This is a genomic window from Sulfitobacter sp. SK012, assembly GCF_003352085.1.
In the GTDB taxonomy this organism is placed as follows: domain Bacteria; phylum Pseudomonadota; class Alphaproteobacteria; order Rhodobacterales; family Rhodobacteraceae; genus Sulfitobacter.
On sequence record NZ_CP025804.1, the window covers coordinates 748,319 to 762,550 of the forward strand.

Here is a 14,232-nt window from a genome sequence, read left to right on the forward strand (position 1 = left end):
TTTAGGAAACCAAAATGAATAGCATAACTCCAAAAATTGACTTTCAAAAAGAGCTTTCGGGCCAGTTTGATTTAGAAGGCAAAGTAGCGTTTGTACCTGGGGGTTATGGTGGCATAGGCGAGGCTATCGCCTGGGGGCTTGCGTTGTCTGGTGCCAAAATCATGATCGCCGGGCGTGATCTTGAAAAGTCTAAAAAATTGGCTGCTCAGCTTTCAAACGCGGGGCAAGATGCCACGGGGATTGCTGTTGATGCAACATCCGTAGCTGATATCGACCGAGCGGTTCAAGATACGATGGATGCCTATGGTCAAATTGACATCTTGATGAATTGCGTAGGTACCCAAAAGGAACAGCTTCTGCTTGAAGTAACCGAAGAGGCCTTTGACGAAGTTTATCAGGTGAACTTGAAGTCGGCGATGTTTCTGGCGCAAGCCGTCGCCAAACGACAAATTGCTGGCAGCAATGGTGGAAAACAAGTCCACTTACTATCAGTTCGTTCTCAGTTTGGGCTGCGTGACAGGGGTTATTCCGCTTATTGTAGTACCAAAGGCGGGATGGTCATGTTGATCAAACAGCATGCGATGGAGCTGGCACCAAAGGGTATAACGGTTAACGGCGTTGCACCTACTTTTGTCTATACGGAAATGATCAAACACGTCATGGAAAACGATGAATTTCGTCAAAGTCTGCTTGACCGTATTCCACTTGGAAGGATCGCCGATCCCAAAGATGTCGTCGGGCCCGCGCTATTTTTCTGCGCGCCTGCATCTGGCTTTGTCACGGGGCAAACAATGTACGTCGATGGTGGCATAACTTCCAGTCAGTAGGTTCTCTTACCGCTTTGATTATGAGGTGATGCGTGCGAAACTGACATCCCTGCACCGTGCAGTATTTGTCATTCAGGGCTCCAAGCCATCATTCGCTGCGGGTAGCACTAAGGTCTACTTTGCGGGCGAAACCTACCTTCGCAATTTTATCACCTATGATCGCTTTCTCCATGCTGCACACGCAACGAAATGCAGCATGGGTGGGAAGCGGCTTTCGCTGCAGATGTGACGAGGGTTTGTAGTTTGTTTGAAAGCGGACATAGAAAAGAAATGCCACAATTCTACAGACGAGCAAGTGAGGCCTTAGGAAATTTCTTATATGAATTTTCTAAATCCGCTCTTATCGGCGCGAATGTGTCATGCAAGTCGTTCTGGAAAATATCTTATTGGCTGCGATGAAGAAAACTAGGTGCTTTTTAAGCACCATCACCCAACAGTGTTTGATAAAGGTGCCAAGTCGCATGGCCAAGGATTGGCATTGAAATGAAGAGGCCTAGGAACAAAGGCAACATCGAAATCAATGTCATAAGTCCGATAAATATTCCCCAAGCTAGATAGCGTGGAAGGCTATTTGCAACGGCTGAGATTGATGTGAGTGCCGCCGTCATAAAATCTATGTCACGGTCAACCAGCATAGGAATGCCGTGGATGCTAAGCGCAAAGACCAAAGTGGCAAAAACAGCACCAACTACGGATCCGAGACCAAGCATCATAGCACCTTGGAGAGACACGAAGACTTCTAGAGATGTTGTGATATTGGTCATGGGCGATAAACCTAAGAACAACGCGAAGATCATGTGGCCTAGAAAAAACCAGAATAAGAAAATAACTACAATGATTGTTGCGAGCCAAGGCAGTTGACCCTTCCGCAAGGACCAAACAAACTGCATGACATCACGCAGTTTTATTGATCTGCTTTCGTTCAGGCGTCGACTGATGTCGTAGAACCCAACAGCGCTTAATGTTCCGATTAGTGGGAACCCCAAGACAGCCAATACCAACCAAAAGGTTTGTCCGGTCCAATAGGTGATGAGGGCCATCATGATACCTGCCCCTACAAAAAAGCTTGCAAAGAAGGCCGCAGCACGTGGTGCTGCCAAGAAATCCTGAACCCCCAAAGCCATGCTGGACCTAAAGTCGTTTAGCGTAGGTTTGCGAAGTTTAGGAATGTTTGTTGATTGGAGTGTCATGTCTCCTCACGCTAGATTGCCGTCGAATGGGATAATTCAGTTGCTGTAAATTCGTCCACCACATTGGCGATGATCCTGACTAACGGTTGCGCCCAATCATGCATTTTCAATCCCGCTTGATTGATGAAAAACACATCGGGGAATTGGCGCACCAACAAGACGCATATTTCGCGAACGGCACTTTGGCCTTGGGGGAAGTCCAGTGCCAGTTTAGCCGTGTTCAGTTCGAATCGGCAAAGCAGGTCCTCTACGATACAGCCCACCAACTTATCAGTACCGTTCATCGCATAGCCTTTGTGCGCGGCAAGACCGGTCTGTGTAATTCTGTTTTGGTAGGCGGATGTTGCAACCGCGTTTTGCAAATACCCTTGAGGAAACTTAGAAATGGCAGAGGCCCCAATGCCGATCAACGTTTGGGATTGATCGTCGGTATAACCCTGGAAATTCCGGCGGACCTGTCCGCTCGCTTGCACTTTGGACAAGCCATCTCGCGGGGTCGCAAAGTGGTCAATACCGATGGTTTCAAACCCTGTGTCTTGCAGACGCGCACGTGCCATCGAAGCCAGCGCAAACCGTGTTTCGCTGCCGGGTAAATCAGCTTCTTTGATCATCACTTGCCGCTTGGACATCCAAGGGACATGCGCATAGCCATAGATGGCGAGTCGGTTGGGTTTCAGGCCAATGACATGATCCAAGGTCTGACCAAAACTTTCAACAGTCTGATGGGGAAGTCCGTATAAAACGTCTAGGTTCAGGGCCGTGATCCCTTTGTCACGCAAGAACGCAATGACATCACGGGTTTGTTCAAGCGATTGTGGCCGCCCAATGGCGTCTTGCACGCGCGGTGCGAAGTCTTGAACGCCTAGACTTGCGCGGTTTAGGCCGTGATCAATCAAGGTGCTCAATAGATCTCGAGATGCTTCAGTAGGGTCAATTTCGACCGAAAATTCAAACTGCGCGCTCCTGGGAAAGGCCTTGAATACCTCGTTCAGTAGTAAAGTCATCGTCCCAGGCGATAAGATGGTTGGTGTGCCCCCGCCCAAATGCAACCGCGCCACCTTAACATCAGGAGCCAGTTGCTTTTTGACACCCCATAATTCTTTGATCAGAAATTCAACGTATGCATCGACTGGCCGCAAGGTTCTTGTACCTTGGGTGCGACATGCGCAAAACCAACATAAGCGTTTGCAAAACGGGATATGAATATAGACCGAAACATCCGACCCGCTTGGCACCATCCCCAGCCAGTTTTCCTGGTTTTGCTGGCCCACGCGGTCCACAAAGTGATTTGCAGGTGGGTAGCTTCTGTAACGGGGGACCAATGCGTCAAAAAGTCCATAGTCGCGCAAGGTATCGATCTTTTCCATGTGGCTCTTTAAACAATGAACTAGTCAACGTTTCTTTGATACAGATCAACAATATGAATGTTCCCGCTCTTATAGAAAACCAATGCTCTGATTGTCCGATCCGTCACCGCGCTGTGTGCGCGAGGTGCGATGAAGATGAGTTAGCCCTGTTGGAAAAAATGAAAGATTATCGTTCGTTCCAAGCCGGAGAAACCATATTCTGGCGTGGCGAACCGCTAGAATATGTGGCGAGTATTGTAACAGGTGTCGCGACGCTTGCTAAGACAATGGAAGATGGTCGTACTCAGATGGTCGGACTGTTGTTACCATCAGATTTCATTGGCAGGCCAGGCCGCAACACCATCGACTTTGATGTTGTGGCAACGGACGATGTGACGCTGTGTTGTTTCCACCGCGAAAAGTTTGAAAAACTGGTGCAGGACACGCCCCAAATTGCCCAACGGCTAATGGAACTTGCCTTGGACGAACTGGACGCTGCGCGTGATTGGATGGTTCTGCTGGGCCGTAAAACCGCGCGCGAGAAGATCTGTACGTTTATTGAGATGTTAATTAGGCGGTCTGCTCCAACTGGGGCTAGCGCCGATCAACTGGTGAACCTGCATATGACGCGGGACCAAATTGCCGACTTCCTTGGGCTGACGCTTGAAACGGTCAGTCGCCAGTTCAATGCGCTCAAGAAGGATGGCGTAATTGATTTCTCGGACCGTCGTCAGTTCGTTGTAAAAGACCATGCCGCACTCCACGACGAAACGGGTGATGACGCTGATGGTGGCGTTTTTTACTGATCTTCGCGCTAGCTTGTTGCCAAATTTGATCCAGATCAAAGTGCAGCTTTTTTCCACATTCTAAGAAGCCCCTATTGTAACGCGTTTTACGCGCTGTTTTGACTTAAGGGAATTTTCATGGACTATGTGAAGCTAATCGCGCTCGGTCTTGTTACCTTCTTTTCTGCGTTGGCAACAAGTTGGGCGCATGACCTTGCCTATCAAATCCATGCGTTCTTGATTATGGTCATCGCGTTTGTAATGTTCATTTGGGTCTTGCGCCGCACAGACGAGCCAGTGCGAGCCGTTAACCAAGATGCCTACTTTGATGGTGTTATACGTGCAGGCGTGATTGCCACAGCTTTTTGGGGCATCGCCGGTTTTCTAGTCGGGACGTTTATCGCGTTCCAACTGGCGTTTCCGGTATTGAACTTTGACTGGGCGCAACCCTATGCGAACTTTGGTCGCCTGCGCCCTTTGCACACCAGTGCGGTGATTTTTGCTTTTGGTGGCAACGCGCTGATTGCGACATCGTTCTATGTTGTACAACGCACCAGTGCTGTGCGCCTCTGGGGCGGTAACACGGGGTGGTTTGTTTTTTGGGGATACCAGCTCTTTATCGTGCTGGCCGCAACCGGCTACCTACTGGGGGCAACTCAGTCCAAAGAATACGCAGAACCCGAATGGTACGTCGACATCTGGCTGACAATCGTTTGGTTGGCTTATCTGGCGGTTTTCTTGGGAACGATCATCAAACGCCGTGAAAAGCATATCTACGTCGCCAACTGGTTCTATCTCTCCTTTATCATCACTGTGGCGATGCTACATTTGGTCAACAACTTGTCCGTGCCCGTGTCGATCTGGGGCTCCAAATCTGTGCAGGTCTTTTCGGGCGTCCAAGACGCTATGACCCAGTGGTGGTATGGCCACAACGCTGTGGGCTTTTTCCTGACGGCGGGTTTCCTCGGGATGATGTACTACTTCGTGCCAAAGCAGGCAGAGCGTCCGGTTTATAGCTACAAACTGTCGATCATTCACTTCTGGTCACTGATCTTTCTTTATATTTGGGCGGGTCCGCACCACTTGCACTACACCGCTCTCCCTGACTGGGCCTCTACACTTGGCATGGTATTTTCGATCGTGCTTTGGATGCCCAGTTGGGGCGGTATGATCAACGGCTTGATGACGCTGCAAGGCGCGTGGGACAAGTTGCGCACCGATCCGATCATGCGGATGTTTGTTCTGGCACTTGGGTTCTACGGCATGTCCACATTCGAGGGTCCGATGATGTCGATCCGTGCGGTCAACAGCCTGTCGCATTATACAGACTGGACCATCGGCCACGTACATTCCGGTGCCTTGGGTTGGAACGGCATGATTACCTTTGCTTGCTTATACTTCCTGACGCCAAAGCTGTGGGGCCGAAAGCAAATGTACTCCATGCCTGCGATCAGCTGGCACTTTTGGCTCGCCACGCTTGGCATCGTTTTGTACGCGGCATCCATGTGGGTCACCGGTATTATGGAAGGCCTGATGTGGCGCGAGGTTGACGACCAAGGTTTCCTTGTGAACAGCTTTGCTGACACCGTTTCCGCCAAGTTCCCGATGTATGTCGTGCGTGGACTGGGTGGCGTGATGTTCCTATCAGGTGCGCTGATCATGTGCTGGAACATGTGGATGACCATTCGCGGGGCAACACCCGTGACCACGACCGTTCCCAACCGAAACCCAACCGCCGTTCCGGCAGAATAAGGAGCCAGGATCATGGGTATCTTAAACAAACATAAAATTCTTGAGAAAAGTCCGACCTTGCTTTTGACCTTCTCACTGTTGGTCGTGACAATCGGGGGGGTTGTGGAAATTGCACCGTTGTTCTGGTTGGAAAATACGATCGAGGAGGTAGAAGGCGTTCGCCCGTACAGCCCGCTGGAATTGACCGGTCGCGATATCTACATTCGCGAAGGGTGCTACACCTGCCACAGCCAGATGATCCGCCCGATGCGCGATGAAGTCGAACGGTATGGGCATTACTCACTGGCTGCGGAGTCGATGTATGATCACCCGCACCAATGGGGGTCCAAACGTACGGGGCCAGATTTGGCACGAGTTGGTTTGCGCTATTCGGATGCCTGGCATGTCGATCACCTTATGGATCCACAGTCGGTCGTGCCCGAGAGCATCATGCCAAGCTATGCGTTCTTAGCGGACGTCGAGATTGAAGCGAAACATATTGAAGCGCTGCTTAAGACCCATCGTTTTGTGGGCGTGCCATATAGTGACGAACAGATCGAACAGGCGGCAGCTGATTTCGAGGTGCAAGCCGAGCCGGATGAAGATTGGGATGGGCTCGTTGAACGCTACCCTGGTGCCGCAGTATCCAATTTTGACGGGCAGCCGGAACTTACGGAAATGGATGCCTTGATCGCTTATCTTCAGATCTTGGGCACTATGGTCGACTTTTCAACATTCACCCCAGATGCAAGCCGATAGGAGGCACCGATGGAAACCTATACCTTCTTACGTGAACTTGCCGACAGCTGGGTGTTGGTCGCCATGTTTGGCTTTCTGATAGCAGCCTATATTTGGGCCTTCTTGCCGAGTCAGAAACAAGCACGCGAGGACGCAAGTTTGATCCCGTTTCGCAATGAAGAGGCAGCTAAATCTCCCTGCAATGGGGCGTGCAACGACTGCGCAGCCAAACGCCTAAGTGAACAGTTGAAAGGACAACCCAATGTCTGATCTTAAGGTTGACGAAGAAACAGGTGTTGAAACCACTGGTCACGTCTGGGACGGTATCGAAGAGCTGAACAACCCGCTGCCGCGCTGGTGGCTTTGGACGCTGTATGCCTGCATTGTTTGGGCAATAGCCTATTCGATTGCCTATCCTGCGTGGCCGATGCTGTCAGGGGCCACGTCTGGCGTTCTTGGCTATTCGTCACGCGGCGAAGTCGCCGAAGACATCGCCGCACATGAGGCCAAAAACCAAGGCCTTGTCGTTGAATTTGCCGCCGTTGAACTGGCTGCCTTGGACCCAGCCAGCGATCTGAATCGGTATGCTGTTGCGCGTGGCGGGTCTGTGTTTCGCGCCCAATGCAGCCAATGTCACGGCTCGGGTGCTGCGGGTGGTGTCGGCTATCCGAATTTACTTGATAACGACTGGCTATGGGGCGGTGATATGGACAATATCACCCATTCCATCCGCCACGGTATCCGCAACGACACCGACGACGACGCGCGCTATTCCGAAATGCCCGCCTTTAGCGAGATTTTGGAAACCGAAGAAATAGACGCAATTGTCGAATATGTCACAAGCCTGTCCATGCCGGAATTTGATGCAGGCATGGCTGAAATGGGTACTGTGTTATTTCAGGACAATTGCGCATCGTGTCATGGCGAGAAGGCAACGGGGGACCGTGATTTGGGCGCACCCAACCTTGCCGATGCAATCTGGCTTTATGGTGGGGATAGGGAGGCTTTGAAATACACAGTTGAGAACGCCCGCTTTGGGGTCATGCCCGCGTGGGGGCAACGTCTTACCGATGCCGACGTTCGCGCTGTTTCTGTCTACGTGCATTCCTTGGGAGGAGGCGAGTAGGCAGCAAAGGCCCCTAATCTTAATTGATTTTGCGGCCTCATCCCCGAAACGAACCTGTTCGCAACACTTTCGTTTCGGGGCTTTTCTTTGACTCAGATCAAGGCACCAGGATGTTGGCTTGACTAAGGTGAAAATGCGAACAGGAACCTAGATCATGTCAAGCCAGTCACTTTATGCTGCTCAAGAGCCAGTTTTCCCGCGTCGGGTGAAGGGCAAATTTCGCAATCTGAAGTGGTGGATCATGGCCGTGACGCTCGGTATCTATTATTTGACGCCATGGATTCGATGGGACCGCGGACCTAATTTGCCGGATCAGGCGGTTTTGGTAGACATGGCAAGCCGACGGTTTTACTTTTTCTGGATCGAAATATGGCCGCACGAATTCTATTTCGTCGCTGGTCTATTGATCATGGCAGGGCTTGGGCTATTCTTGTTCACTTCCGCCTTGGGGCGCGTCTGGTGTGGCTATACGTGCCCGCAGACAGTGTGGACGGACCTGTTTATTCTAGTTGAGCGTTGGATCGAGGGAGACCGCAATGCGCGTGTGCGTCTGTACCACGGAGAATGGAATATTCGGAAGTGGCGCTTGCGTCTTACTAAATGGGTCGTCTGGCTCGCGATTGCAGTTGCAACCGGCGGCGCATGGGTTTTCTATTTTACGGATGCACCAACACTTTTGCGCGACTTAGGTAATTACTCGGCCCATCCCGTCGCCTATGGAACCATCGCAATTTTAACAGCAACAACATTTCTGTTCGGTGGTTTTGCACGCGAACAAATCTGCATTTACGCCTGCCCGTGGCCACGCATTCAGGCCGCAATGATGGATCCCGACACGATTACAGTCGCATACCGTGACTGGCGCGGTGAAGAGCGCGGAAAGAAACATGAGAACAAGACCGGGGACTGCATCGATTGCATGGCTTGCGTTAACGTTTGCCCTATGGGGATCGACATTCGCGACGGGCAACAGATGGAATGCATTACCTGTGCATTGTGCATCGATGCCTGTGATGATGTGATGGGCAAGATCGGTAAGCCGCGCGGCTTGATCGATTATTTGGCACTGTCCGACGAACCTGCCGAACGTGCGGGCACGCCAGCCACGCCGATTTGGAAACACGTCCTTCGGCCTCGAACGCTGCTTTATACGGCAATGTGGGTGTCGATTGGAGTGGGCCTTCTCTATGCGCTGTTCATTCGCACGGACTTGGAACTGGCGGTCAGTCCGGTGCGTAATCCAACCTATGTGTTGCAATCGGACGGCGCTGTGCGCAACATTTATGACATCCGACTACGCAACAAGACGGGTGATGCTCGTATCCTACATCTGAGCCTGACCAGTGACGAGATATTGCGGATTGATCTAGAGGGCCGCGATGGTCTGCGACAGCTCGAAATTCCTGCAGATACAACCATCCTGCAACGGGTTTATGTCACCGCGCGCCCCAATGATGCAGCCGCGTCACTTCATATAACTGATTTGACCTTTTGGGTTGAAGATCTCGATGCAAACGTGCGCGCAAACCAAGCCACCACATTCAACGGGAGAGAATAATGATCAAGGAAATCAAAGGGTGGCATGTTTTGACCTGTTTCTGTTTGGCCTTTGGGGTGATTGTCTCAGTGAACCTTACGCTGGCCTATAATGCGGTGCGCACGTTTCCGGGGTTAGAAGTCAAAAATTCCTACGTTGCCAGCCAGTTTTTTGATGAAAATCGCGTAGCGCAAATGGCGCTCGGCTGGGACGTATCAGCAAAGCTGAATGGCCAGGTTCTGTCCCTTTTCATCCTTGAAAACGGCGTGGCCATCGCACCAGTGATTGAGACGGCAACGTTTGGGCGGGCAACACATGTAGGCCAAGATGAAGCCCTTGCGTTTGAATTTGATGGGCAGGCACTACGTGCGGTCATTCAGGGTGAGGATGGAAATTGGAACCTGCGATTGCGGGCGCGCTCGGATGATGGAACCCTATTTGAACAGCGCATCATCGTTGAGGTCGCATCATGATGTCTGCCTGCCCTGCCTGTGCTGCGGCTCCTTTGGCTGAAGACATCGCGTTAGCATGCCCCACTTTGCAGTTCTCACTGCCGACAATTCATTGTGCCGCATGCATCGGCAAAATCGAGCGCGGATTGAACATTTTGGCTGGTGTGCGATCTGTGCGCGTGAACTTATCCATGAAACGCTTGTCGATTGAGGGGGCCGTTGACCCCAAACAGATCGAAGCTGCTTTATCTGATTTGGGCTTTGAGGCTTATCCCCTCGACCTGGATGCGCTGAATGCTGCGCGCGACGATCAAGGCAAGACCCTTTTACTTCGTATGGCAGTGGCAGGCTTTGCAATGATGAACGTTATGCTTTTGTCAGTCGCTGTATGGTCTGGCGCAGCCGATGCCACCCGCGACCTATTTCATCTCATTTCTGCGATGATTGCTTTGCCAGTTGTCGCTTTTTCAGGTCAGCCGTTTTTCCAAAACGCATGGAGTGCACTGCGCGTCCGTCGTTTAAACATGGATGTTCCCATATCACTGGCCATTTTTCTTGCCGCTGGCATGTCATTGTTCGAGACTCTCAATGGGGGGGCGCATGCCTATTTTGACGCGGCCCTCTCGCTTACGTTCTTTTTGTTGATTGGCCGCTATATGGACCATCAAACCCGTAGTGCTGCGCGCTCTGCAGCCAAGGAGTTAACGGCGCTCGAGGTGCAAACCGCCGAGCGTTTGACAGGGGACAGCACGCAAACCATCAGCGTTCAAAATCTGTCGATTGGGGACGTGGTCTTGGTTGCGGCAGGGTCTCGGGTTCCTGTGGATGGCGAGCTTATGTCTGAGGCAGCATTGATGGATCGTTCTTTGCTGACGGGTGAAAGCGCCGCGATCACCGCAAAGGCAGGGGACGCCTTACAATCAGGCGAGATCAACCTTGGCGCACCTCTGCATTTGCGCGCGACGGCAGTCGGTGAAGATACGTCGTTGCGACGCATGGCTGCTCTTATCGAAACGGCTGAAAACGGTCGCAACAGCTATACCGCATTAGCGGATCGCGCTGCGCAAATTTATGCACCGGCGGTGCATTTATTGGCTTTGGCAGCGTTCATTGGCTGGGTTGCCGTTACAGGCGATATGCGCGTGGCGCTTAATGTCGCCATAGCGGTTCTCATCATTACCTGCCCTTGCGCGTTGGGCCTTGCCGTCCCTGCTGTGTCAACAGCAGCCATCAGCAGGCTATTTTCCGAAGGTTTTCTTGTCAAACATGCGACCGCCTTAGAACGCTTGGCCGAGGTCGATCATATCGTGTTTGACAAGACCGGCACATTGACCACTGCCTCAGTGGATCTGTCTGGCGTTCTGTCCAATCTAGACAAAGCGATAGCAAAGTCACTTGCACAAGCCTCCCAGCATCCTTTGTCCAAAGCACTGGTCGCAGTGAGCCGCGATGTGACCGCTGCCAAGGTCACGGATATAGTGGAAACGACAGGACAAGGCATTCAGGGGATACATGGGGATACACCTGTAAGGCTAGGCCGTGGCAGCTGGTTGGGCGCTGAGTTCACAGGGTTTGGTCTGAAGATAGGTGACACCCCCGCCCAACAGATCGAAGTGTCCGAAAGCCTGCGCGAAGGCGTGTTTGAAGCCTTAAACGCAGTGACACTGGGCTGTGAAATCGTGACAGGGGACAGTGAAGGACCCGCGATGAATGTTGCAAATCGACTTTCGTTACCGGTTACATTCAAAGCACTGCCCAAAAATAAGCTGGATCGTTTGAAGACACTGACCCAACAGGGACACCGAGTTCTTATGGTTGGTGACGGGCTGAACGATACCGCTGCACTTGTGGCGGCACATGCCTCAATTGCGCCGTCAACTGCGCTTGAAGCGTCGCGCAATGCGGCCGACGTTGTTGCTCTTAAGTCAAGCTTTGCAGCAATTCCATTGGTCTTAAGCGTTGCACGGGCAAGCCGTAGCCTGTCGAAACAAAACTTCACTATCGCAGCACTTTATAACTGCATTGCCGTACCCATCGCTTTGGCTGGTTTCGCGACACCTTTGGCAGCCGCACTCGCGATGTCTGCCTCGTCAATAACTGTTCTTTTAAATTCTCAAAGAATAAGGTTCGTATGATGAATGTGCTTGTTGTCCTGATCCCCGTCTCGCTTGTTCTTGGGGCTGTCGGTCTTATTGCCTTTTTGTGGACCGTGCGGTCTGATCAGTACGATGACGCGCTCGGCAACGCAGCCCGCATTCTTCTGGATGATGACAATAACAAACCGGCCGATTCAGAAAATTAGCTCGGTCTACAATTCGTCTGGCAATGTCTGGTTTTGGGTAGCAGCACCGGAGCGTTGATTGTCGAGACTGTTGGATGGTCAGGGCCGGGGTTTCAGGAGGCGTTTTGTTTGCATCCCCAGATCGGTCATTCGTGCATTACGCAGCAACTGTCAGTATGGACTCAAATCCGCCATTCCTTGCTCAAAACATTGATGACTTCTTAGCGCGCAAGGCCTGCGCTACAACCATCATCGTCGTCGGCGCGCAAGGATATGAGCTGTGGAAACTAAAGCAGTCCAAATTGGCAATAGTACTGGCCAGCCGATCAGAGCAAGCGGAAAGACCAATGCCCCTGCTCCAATCGCGACGAAATCACGTGTCTGAAAACCATCCAAGAACAGGTCTGGAGCAAGCCCGATGGCGCTTCCAACCATTCCGGCAAACGTTGCGGTTACAACACCACCGAATATAGCAAGAAGCCAACCGAGGAAGCCGGTTCTGCCAAATAAGCCGGACAGAATGTGTCCGGCAAGCGCACCACCCAAACCCATCGCTATCAAATAACGAACTATCAGACCAATCGGCAGGTTTGACCAATCTGCATCTGCGATCTCACCCAAATCTTCAAACACCAGCGCCAAGAACAACAACATACTGGATAAAGCCAGCACTATTGTAACCGCCGACATCCGCCCGTTGGTCCTACTATTTCCAGTCTCTTTGTTTTCCGTGTCCATTAAAGTGCTCGCGAATGAGGCCAGTTCTAGCAATGTTTGCCGAACTTGATGTTTGACGCAGCTAACACCAGCAAACACTCGTAGCTGCACCAAACTTGAGTGTTGGCTGGAGTTCATCAGCGGCATGCTAACAGTCAGCTTTTATGAACGTCTTAGTTCCGTCGGTTGTTCCGCCGAGCTACGCCGGCCACGCTTACCGGTGTCAGGGGGCGTCCGACTTCAGCTTCAGCGCTCGAAACAGGGCCTTGGATGCCCGGAACACCTACCCGTTCTCCGATCTCCAATCCGCCAGCTCCCAAGATGAGCGTGAGCACGATCAGCCCAAGTCTTTTTGATACTCTCATTGTCATTCTCCCGTCTTAAAGTGGCCTGGCAGTTCGCTCATCTTAGTAGCGAGGTCAGCCGCGTCGATTTGTGTGGCATTTGTCGTATTTTCGAATGCAAACCCATCTTTTTTTGCGTCGCCTCCGGTCATCCAGTTGTTGAATTGGATGCTATATTGCGGCCCACCGGCGATATCCTTGGACGTTACAACATACTTGCATGGATAGGGCCTGTCGCCATGAGCGACCCAAATCTGCCAGTCAATCTCGGCGGTTCTGAAGGCAAAGAAATCACATTCAACGCCCCCGATTACACCGCTGCCCAAATCCTTCAAATCGGTTACGCCCTCCATCAACCGATCATAGGGGTTGGAGAGCAAAAACTGTGCTGCCGGTGGCGATCGGTCAAGTTTAGTCTCCATCATATCGATCAGATCATCAATCGAGCCAGGGGCATTAATCTGCAGGTAAACATTTGCCGATTTGCCGAGCAACGTTAGAGATTTTCCATCAAAGAATGTCTCTGTATCCACAAACCCGCTTGAGCGGGTCGTATGGATATTCCCGGGTCGGTCCAGTGAAACTGTTCCCGAACTGTTCAGAGCGAGACGTTGGTCTTCCTTCGTAATGACTTCCAAACTGGCATCATACTCAAATGAAATGGCATCCTGAGACGCGATATAGTCCGACATGGCTTTCAAAAGGGACTTGGCATCTGCTTCGTCCGCAGCAACCGCAGTGGGACCAATTGCCCCCAACACCAAAACCAGTGCGGGACCAGACCAAGCGCCTCTTACAGCCGAAAGAAAGTTCCTAGGTATCCATTTCATTTGCGATTACCTTTCTATGCTAAAATTTGCCCAGTTAGGGCATTGCGTTCAAGCCAGAGCTCTGGGTTCACTAAGGTGCCTTTGTCGTGCGCACGCACCAGCTCGAAGCCAACGTTTCTTGAAGAGTATACAACTGCGACGGTAGCGCTCTGTCAATGCGTTGAGGTTTTGAGTGCTGCGCGGTTGGTCGCCAAATGCTCACTGCGGTCTATCTTTCCGGCCAAAGCGACCTCTTTGCTGCACCCGCAAAAACCGTGATTTTGATCCGACCGCATTGGGCTCAAACCTGCAGTTCGCTGCGGCCGGCGTCAATGTCCGCAGAGTGTGT

General features: G+C 51.7%; 15 protein-coding genes. 10 read left to right on the plus strand and 5 right to left on the minus strand.

What is annotated here, in order from left to right; all coding sequences use genetic code 11:
• The first annotated feature begins 14 nt into the window (after positions 1-14).
• The gene (locus C1J03_RS03745) at positions 15-827 is read left to right on the plus strand and encodes an SDR family NAD(P)-dependent oxidoreductase (protein ID WP_114883822.1); all 813 of its coding nucleotides are present in this window, start codon (positions 15-17) and stop codon (positions 825-827) included.
• Positions 828-1,243: 416 nt separating this feature from the next.
• Here C1J03_RS03745 and C1J03_RS03755 read toward each other — a convergent pair whose 3' ends face one another.
• Entirely contained in the window at positions 1,244-2,017 is a 774-nt protein-coding gene (locus C1J03_RS03755; protein WP_114883826.1) for a DUF2189 domain-containing protein, read from the minus strand.
• Positions 2,018-2,028: 11 nt separating this feature from the next.
• The gene (gene hemN / locus C1J03_RS03760; protein ID WP_114883828.1) at positions 2,029-3,384 is read right to left on the minus strand and encodes an oxygen-independent coproporphyrinogen III oxidase; all 1,356 of its coding nucleotides are present in this window, start codon (positions 3,382-3,384) and stop codon (positions 2,029-2,031) included.
• 53 nt (positions 3,385-3,437) lie between these two features.
• Between hemN and fnrL the strand changes: the two genes are divergently transcribed.
• From fnrL to ccoS, 9 genes are all read left to right on the plus strand, one after another.
• Positions 3,438-4,169 (plus strand): transcriptional regulator FnrL, encoded by a 732-nt coding sequence (gene fnrL / locus C1J03_RS03765; protein ID WP_114883830.1) that lies wholly within the window; start codon positions 3,438-3,440, stop codon positions 4,167-4,169.
• 117 nt (positions 4,170-4,286) lie between these two features.
• Entirely contained in the window at positions 4,287-5,900 is a 1,614-nt protein-coding gene (gene ccoN / locus C1J03_RS03770) for a cytochrome-c oxidase, cbb3-type subunit I (protein ID WP_114883832.1), read from the plus strand.
• Positions 5,901-5,912: 12 nt separating this feature from the next.
• Positions 5,913-6,638 carry a cytochrome-c oxidase, cbb3-type subunit II gene (gene ccoO / locus C1J03_RS03775; RefSeq protein ID WP_114883834.1) on the plus strand — a complete coding sequence of 242 codons (726 nt, stop codon included), beginning with the start codon at positions 5,913-5,915 and terminating at the stop codon, positions 6,636-6,638.
• Positions 6,639-6,647: 9 nt separating this feature from the next.
• On the plus strand, positions 6,648-6,887 hold the full coding sequence (locus C1J03_RS03780; RefSeq protein WP_114883836.1) for a cbb3-type cytochrome c oxidase subunit 3: 240 nt from the start codon (positions 6,648-6,650) through the stop codon (positions 6,885-6,887).
• Entirely contained in the window at positions 6,880-7,743 is an 864-nt protein-coding gene (ccoP, locus tag C1J03_RS03785) for a cytochrome-c oxidase, cbb3-type subunit III (protein ID WP_114883838.1), read from the plus strand. The genes C1J03_RS03780 and ccoP overlap by 8 nt, the downstream gene beginning before the upstream one ends.
• Before the next feature lie 154 nt (positions 7,744-7,897).
• Positions 7,898-9,301 carry a cytochrome c oxidase accessory protein CcoG gene (gene ccoG / locus C1J03_RS03790; protein WP_114883840.1) on the plus strand — a complete coding sequence of 468 codons (1,404 nt, stop codon included), beginning with the start codon at positions 7,898-7,900 and terminating at the stop codon, positions 9,299-9,301.
• The gene (locus tag C1J03_RS03795) at positions 9,301-9,753 is read left to right on the plus strand and encodes a FixH family protein (RefSeq protein ID WP_114883842.1); all 453 of its coding nucleotides are present in this window, start codon (positions 9,301-9,303) and stop codon (positions 9,751-9,753) included. Before ccoG ends, C1J03_RS03795 begins: the two co-directional genes overlap by 1 nt.
• A complete protein-coding gene (locus tag C1J03_RS03800) occupies positions 9,750-11,867 on the plus strand; it encodes a heavy metal translocating P-type ATPase (protein WP_114883844.1) in 2,118 nt (705 codons plus the stop codon). The genes C1J03_RS03795 and C1J03_RS03800 overlap by 4 nt, the downstream gene beginning before the upstream one ends.
• Positions 11,867-12,034 (plus strand): cbb3-type cytochrome oxidase assembly protein CcoS, encoded by a 168-nt coding sequence (gene ccoS / locus C1J03_RS03805; protein WP_114888826.1) that lies wholly within the window; start codon positions 11,867-11,869, stop codon positions 12,032-12,034. The genes C1J03_RS03800 and ccoS overlap by 1 nt, the downstream gene beginning before the upstream one ends.
• Positions 12,035-12,262: 228 nt before the next feature.
• On the opposite strand, the gene C1J03_RS03810 is transcribed toward ccoS, so the two are convergent.
• The 3 genes from C1J03_RS03810 to C1J03_RS03820 all read right to left on the minus strand — a co-directional run bounded on the left by C1J03_RS03810 (position 12,263) and on the right by C1J03_RS03820 (position 13,904).
• Complete coding sequence (locus tag C1J03_RS03810; protein ID WP_114883846.1) at positions 12,263-12,703, minus strand: hypothetical protein; 441 nt, start codon at positions 12,701-12,703, stop codon at positions 12,263-12,265.
• A gap of 200 nt (positions 12,704-12,903) precedes the next feature.
• Positions 12,904-13,095, minus strand: a complete 192-nt coding sequence (locus C1J03_RS03815) for a hypothetical protein (RefSeq protein ID WP_114883848.1) — start codon at positions 13,093-13,095, stop codon at positions 12,904-12,906.
• A 2-nt stretch (positions 13,096-13,097) separates the two neighbouring features.
• Positions 13,098-13,904: a DUF2092 domain-containing protein gene (locus tag C1J03_RS03820; protein ID WP_114883850.1), complete on the minus strand. Its 807-nt coding sequence runs from the start codon at positions 13,902-13,904 to the stop codon at positions 13,098-13,100.
• Positions 13,905-14,232: the final 328 nt, after the last annotated feature.

What these genes read in the sequence shown, in the direction of transcription:
- C1J03_RS03800 (WP_114883844.1), top strand. Translation starts at nt 9,750, where the DNA reads ATGATGTCTGCCTGCCCTGCCTGTGCTGCGGCTCCTTTGGCTGAAGAC.
- C1J03_RS03815 (WP_114883848.1), bottom strand. Translation starts at nt 13,095, where the DNA reads ATGAGAGTATCAAAAAGACTTGGGCTGATCGTGCTCACGCTCATCTTG.
- ccoP (WP_114883838.1), top strand. Translation starts at nt 6,880, where the DNA reads ATGTCTGATCTTAAGGTTGACGAAGAAACAGGTGTTGAAACCACTGGT.
- C1J03_RS03795 (WP_114883842.1), top strand. Translation starts at nt 9,301, where the DNA reads ATGATCAAGGAAATCAAAGGGTGGCATGTTTTGACCTGTTTCTGTTTG.
- C1J03_RS03780 (WP_114883836.1), top strand. Translation starts at nt 6,648, where the DNA reads ATGGAAACCTATACCTTCTTACGTGAACTTGCCGACAGCTGGGTGTTG.
- ccoS (WP_114888826.1), top strand. Translation starts at nt 11,867, where the DNA reads ATGAATGTGCTTGTTGTCCTGATCCCCGTCTCGCTTGTTCTTGGGGCT.
- ccoG (WP_114883840.1), top strand. Translation starts at nt 7,898, where the DNA reads ATGTCAAGCCAGTCACTTTATGCTGCTCAAGAGCCAGTTTTCCCGCGT.
- ccoN (WP_114883832.1), top strand. Translation starts at nt 4,287, where the DNA reads ATGGACTATGTGAAGCTAATCGCGCTCGGTCTTGTTACCTTCTTTTCT.
- ccoO (WP_114883834.1), top strand. Translation starts at nt 5,913, where the DNA reads ATGGGTATCTTAAACAAACATAAAATTCTTGAGAAAAGTCCGACCTTG.
- fnrL (WP_114883830.1), top strand. Translation starts at nt 3,438, where the DNA reads ATGAATGTTCCCGCTCTTATAGAAAACCAATGCTCTGATTGTCCGATC.
- C1J03_RS03820 (WP_114883850.1), bottom strand. Translation starts at nt 13,904, where the DNA reads ATGAAATGGATACCTAGGAACTTTCTTTCGGCTGTAAGAGGCGCTTGG.
- C1J03_RS03745 (WP_114883822.1), top strand. Translation starts at nt 15, where the DNA reads ATGAATAGCATAACTCCAAAAATTGACTTTCAAAAAGAGCTTTCGGGC.
- hemN (WP_114883828.1), bottom strand. Translation starts at nt 3,384, where the DNA reads ATGGAAAAGATCGATACCTTGCGCGACTATGGACTTTTTGACGCATTG.
- C1J03_RS03755 (WP_114883826.1), bottom strand. Translation starts at nt 2,017, where the DNA reads ATGACACTCCAATCAACAAACATTCCTAAACTTCGCAAACCTACGCTA.
- C1J03_RS03810 (WP_114883846.1), bottom strand. Translation starts at nt 12,703, where the DNA reads ATGTCGGCGGTTACAATAGTGCTGGCTTTATCCAGTATGTTGTTGTTC.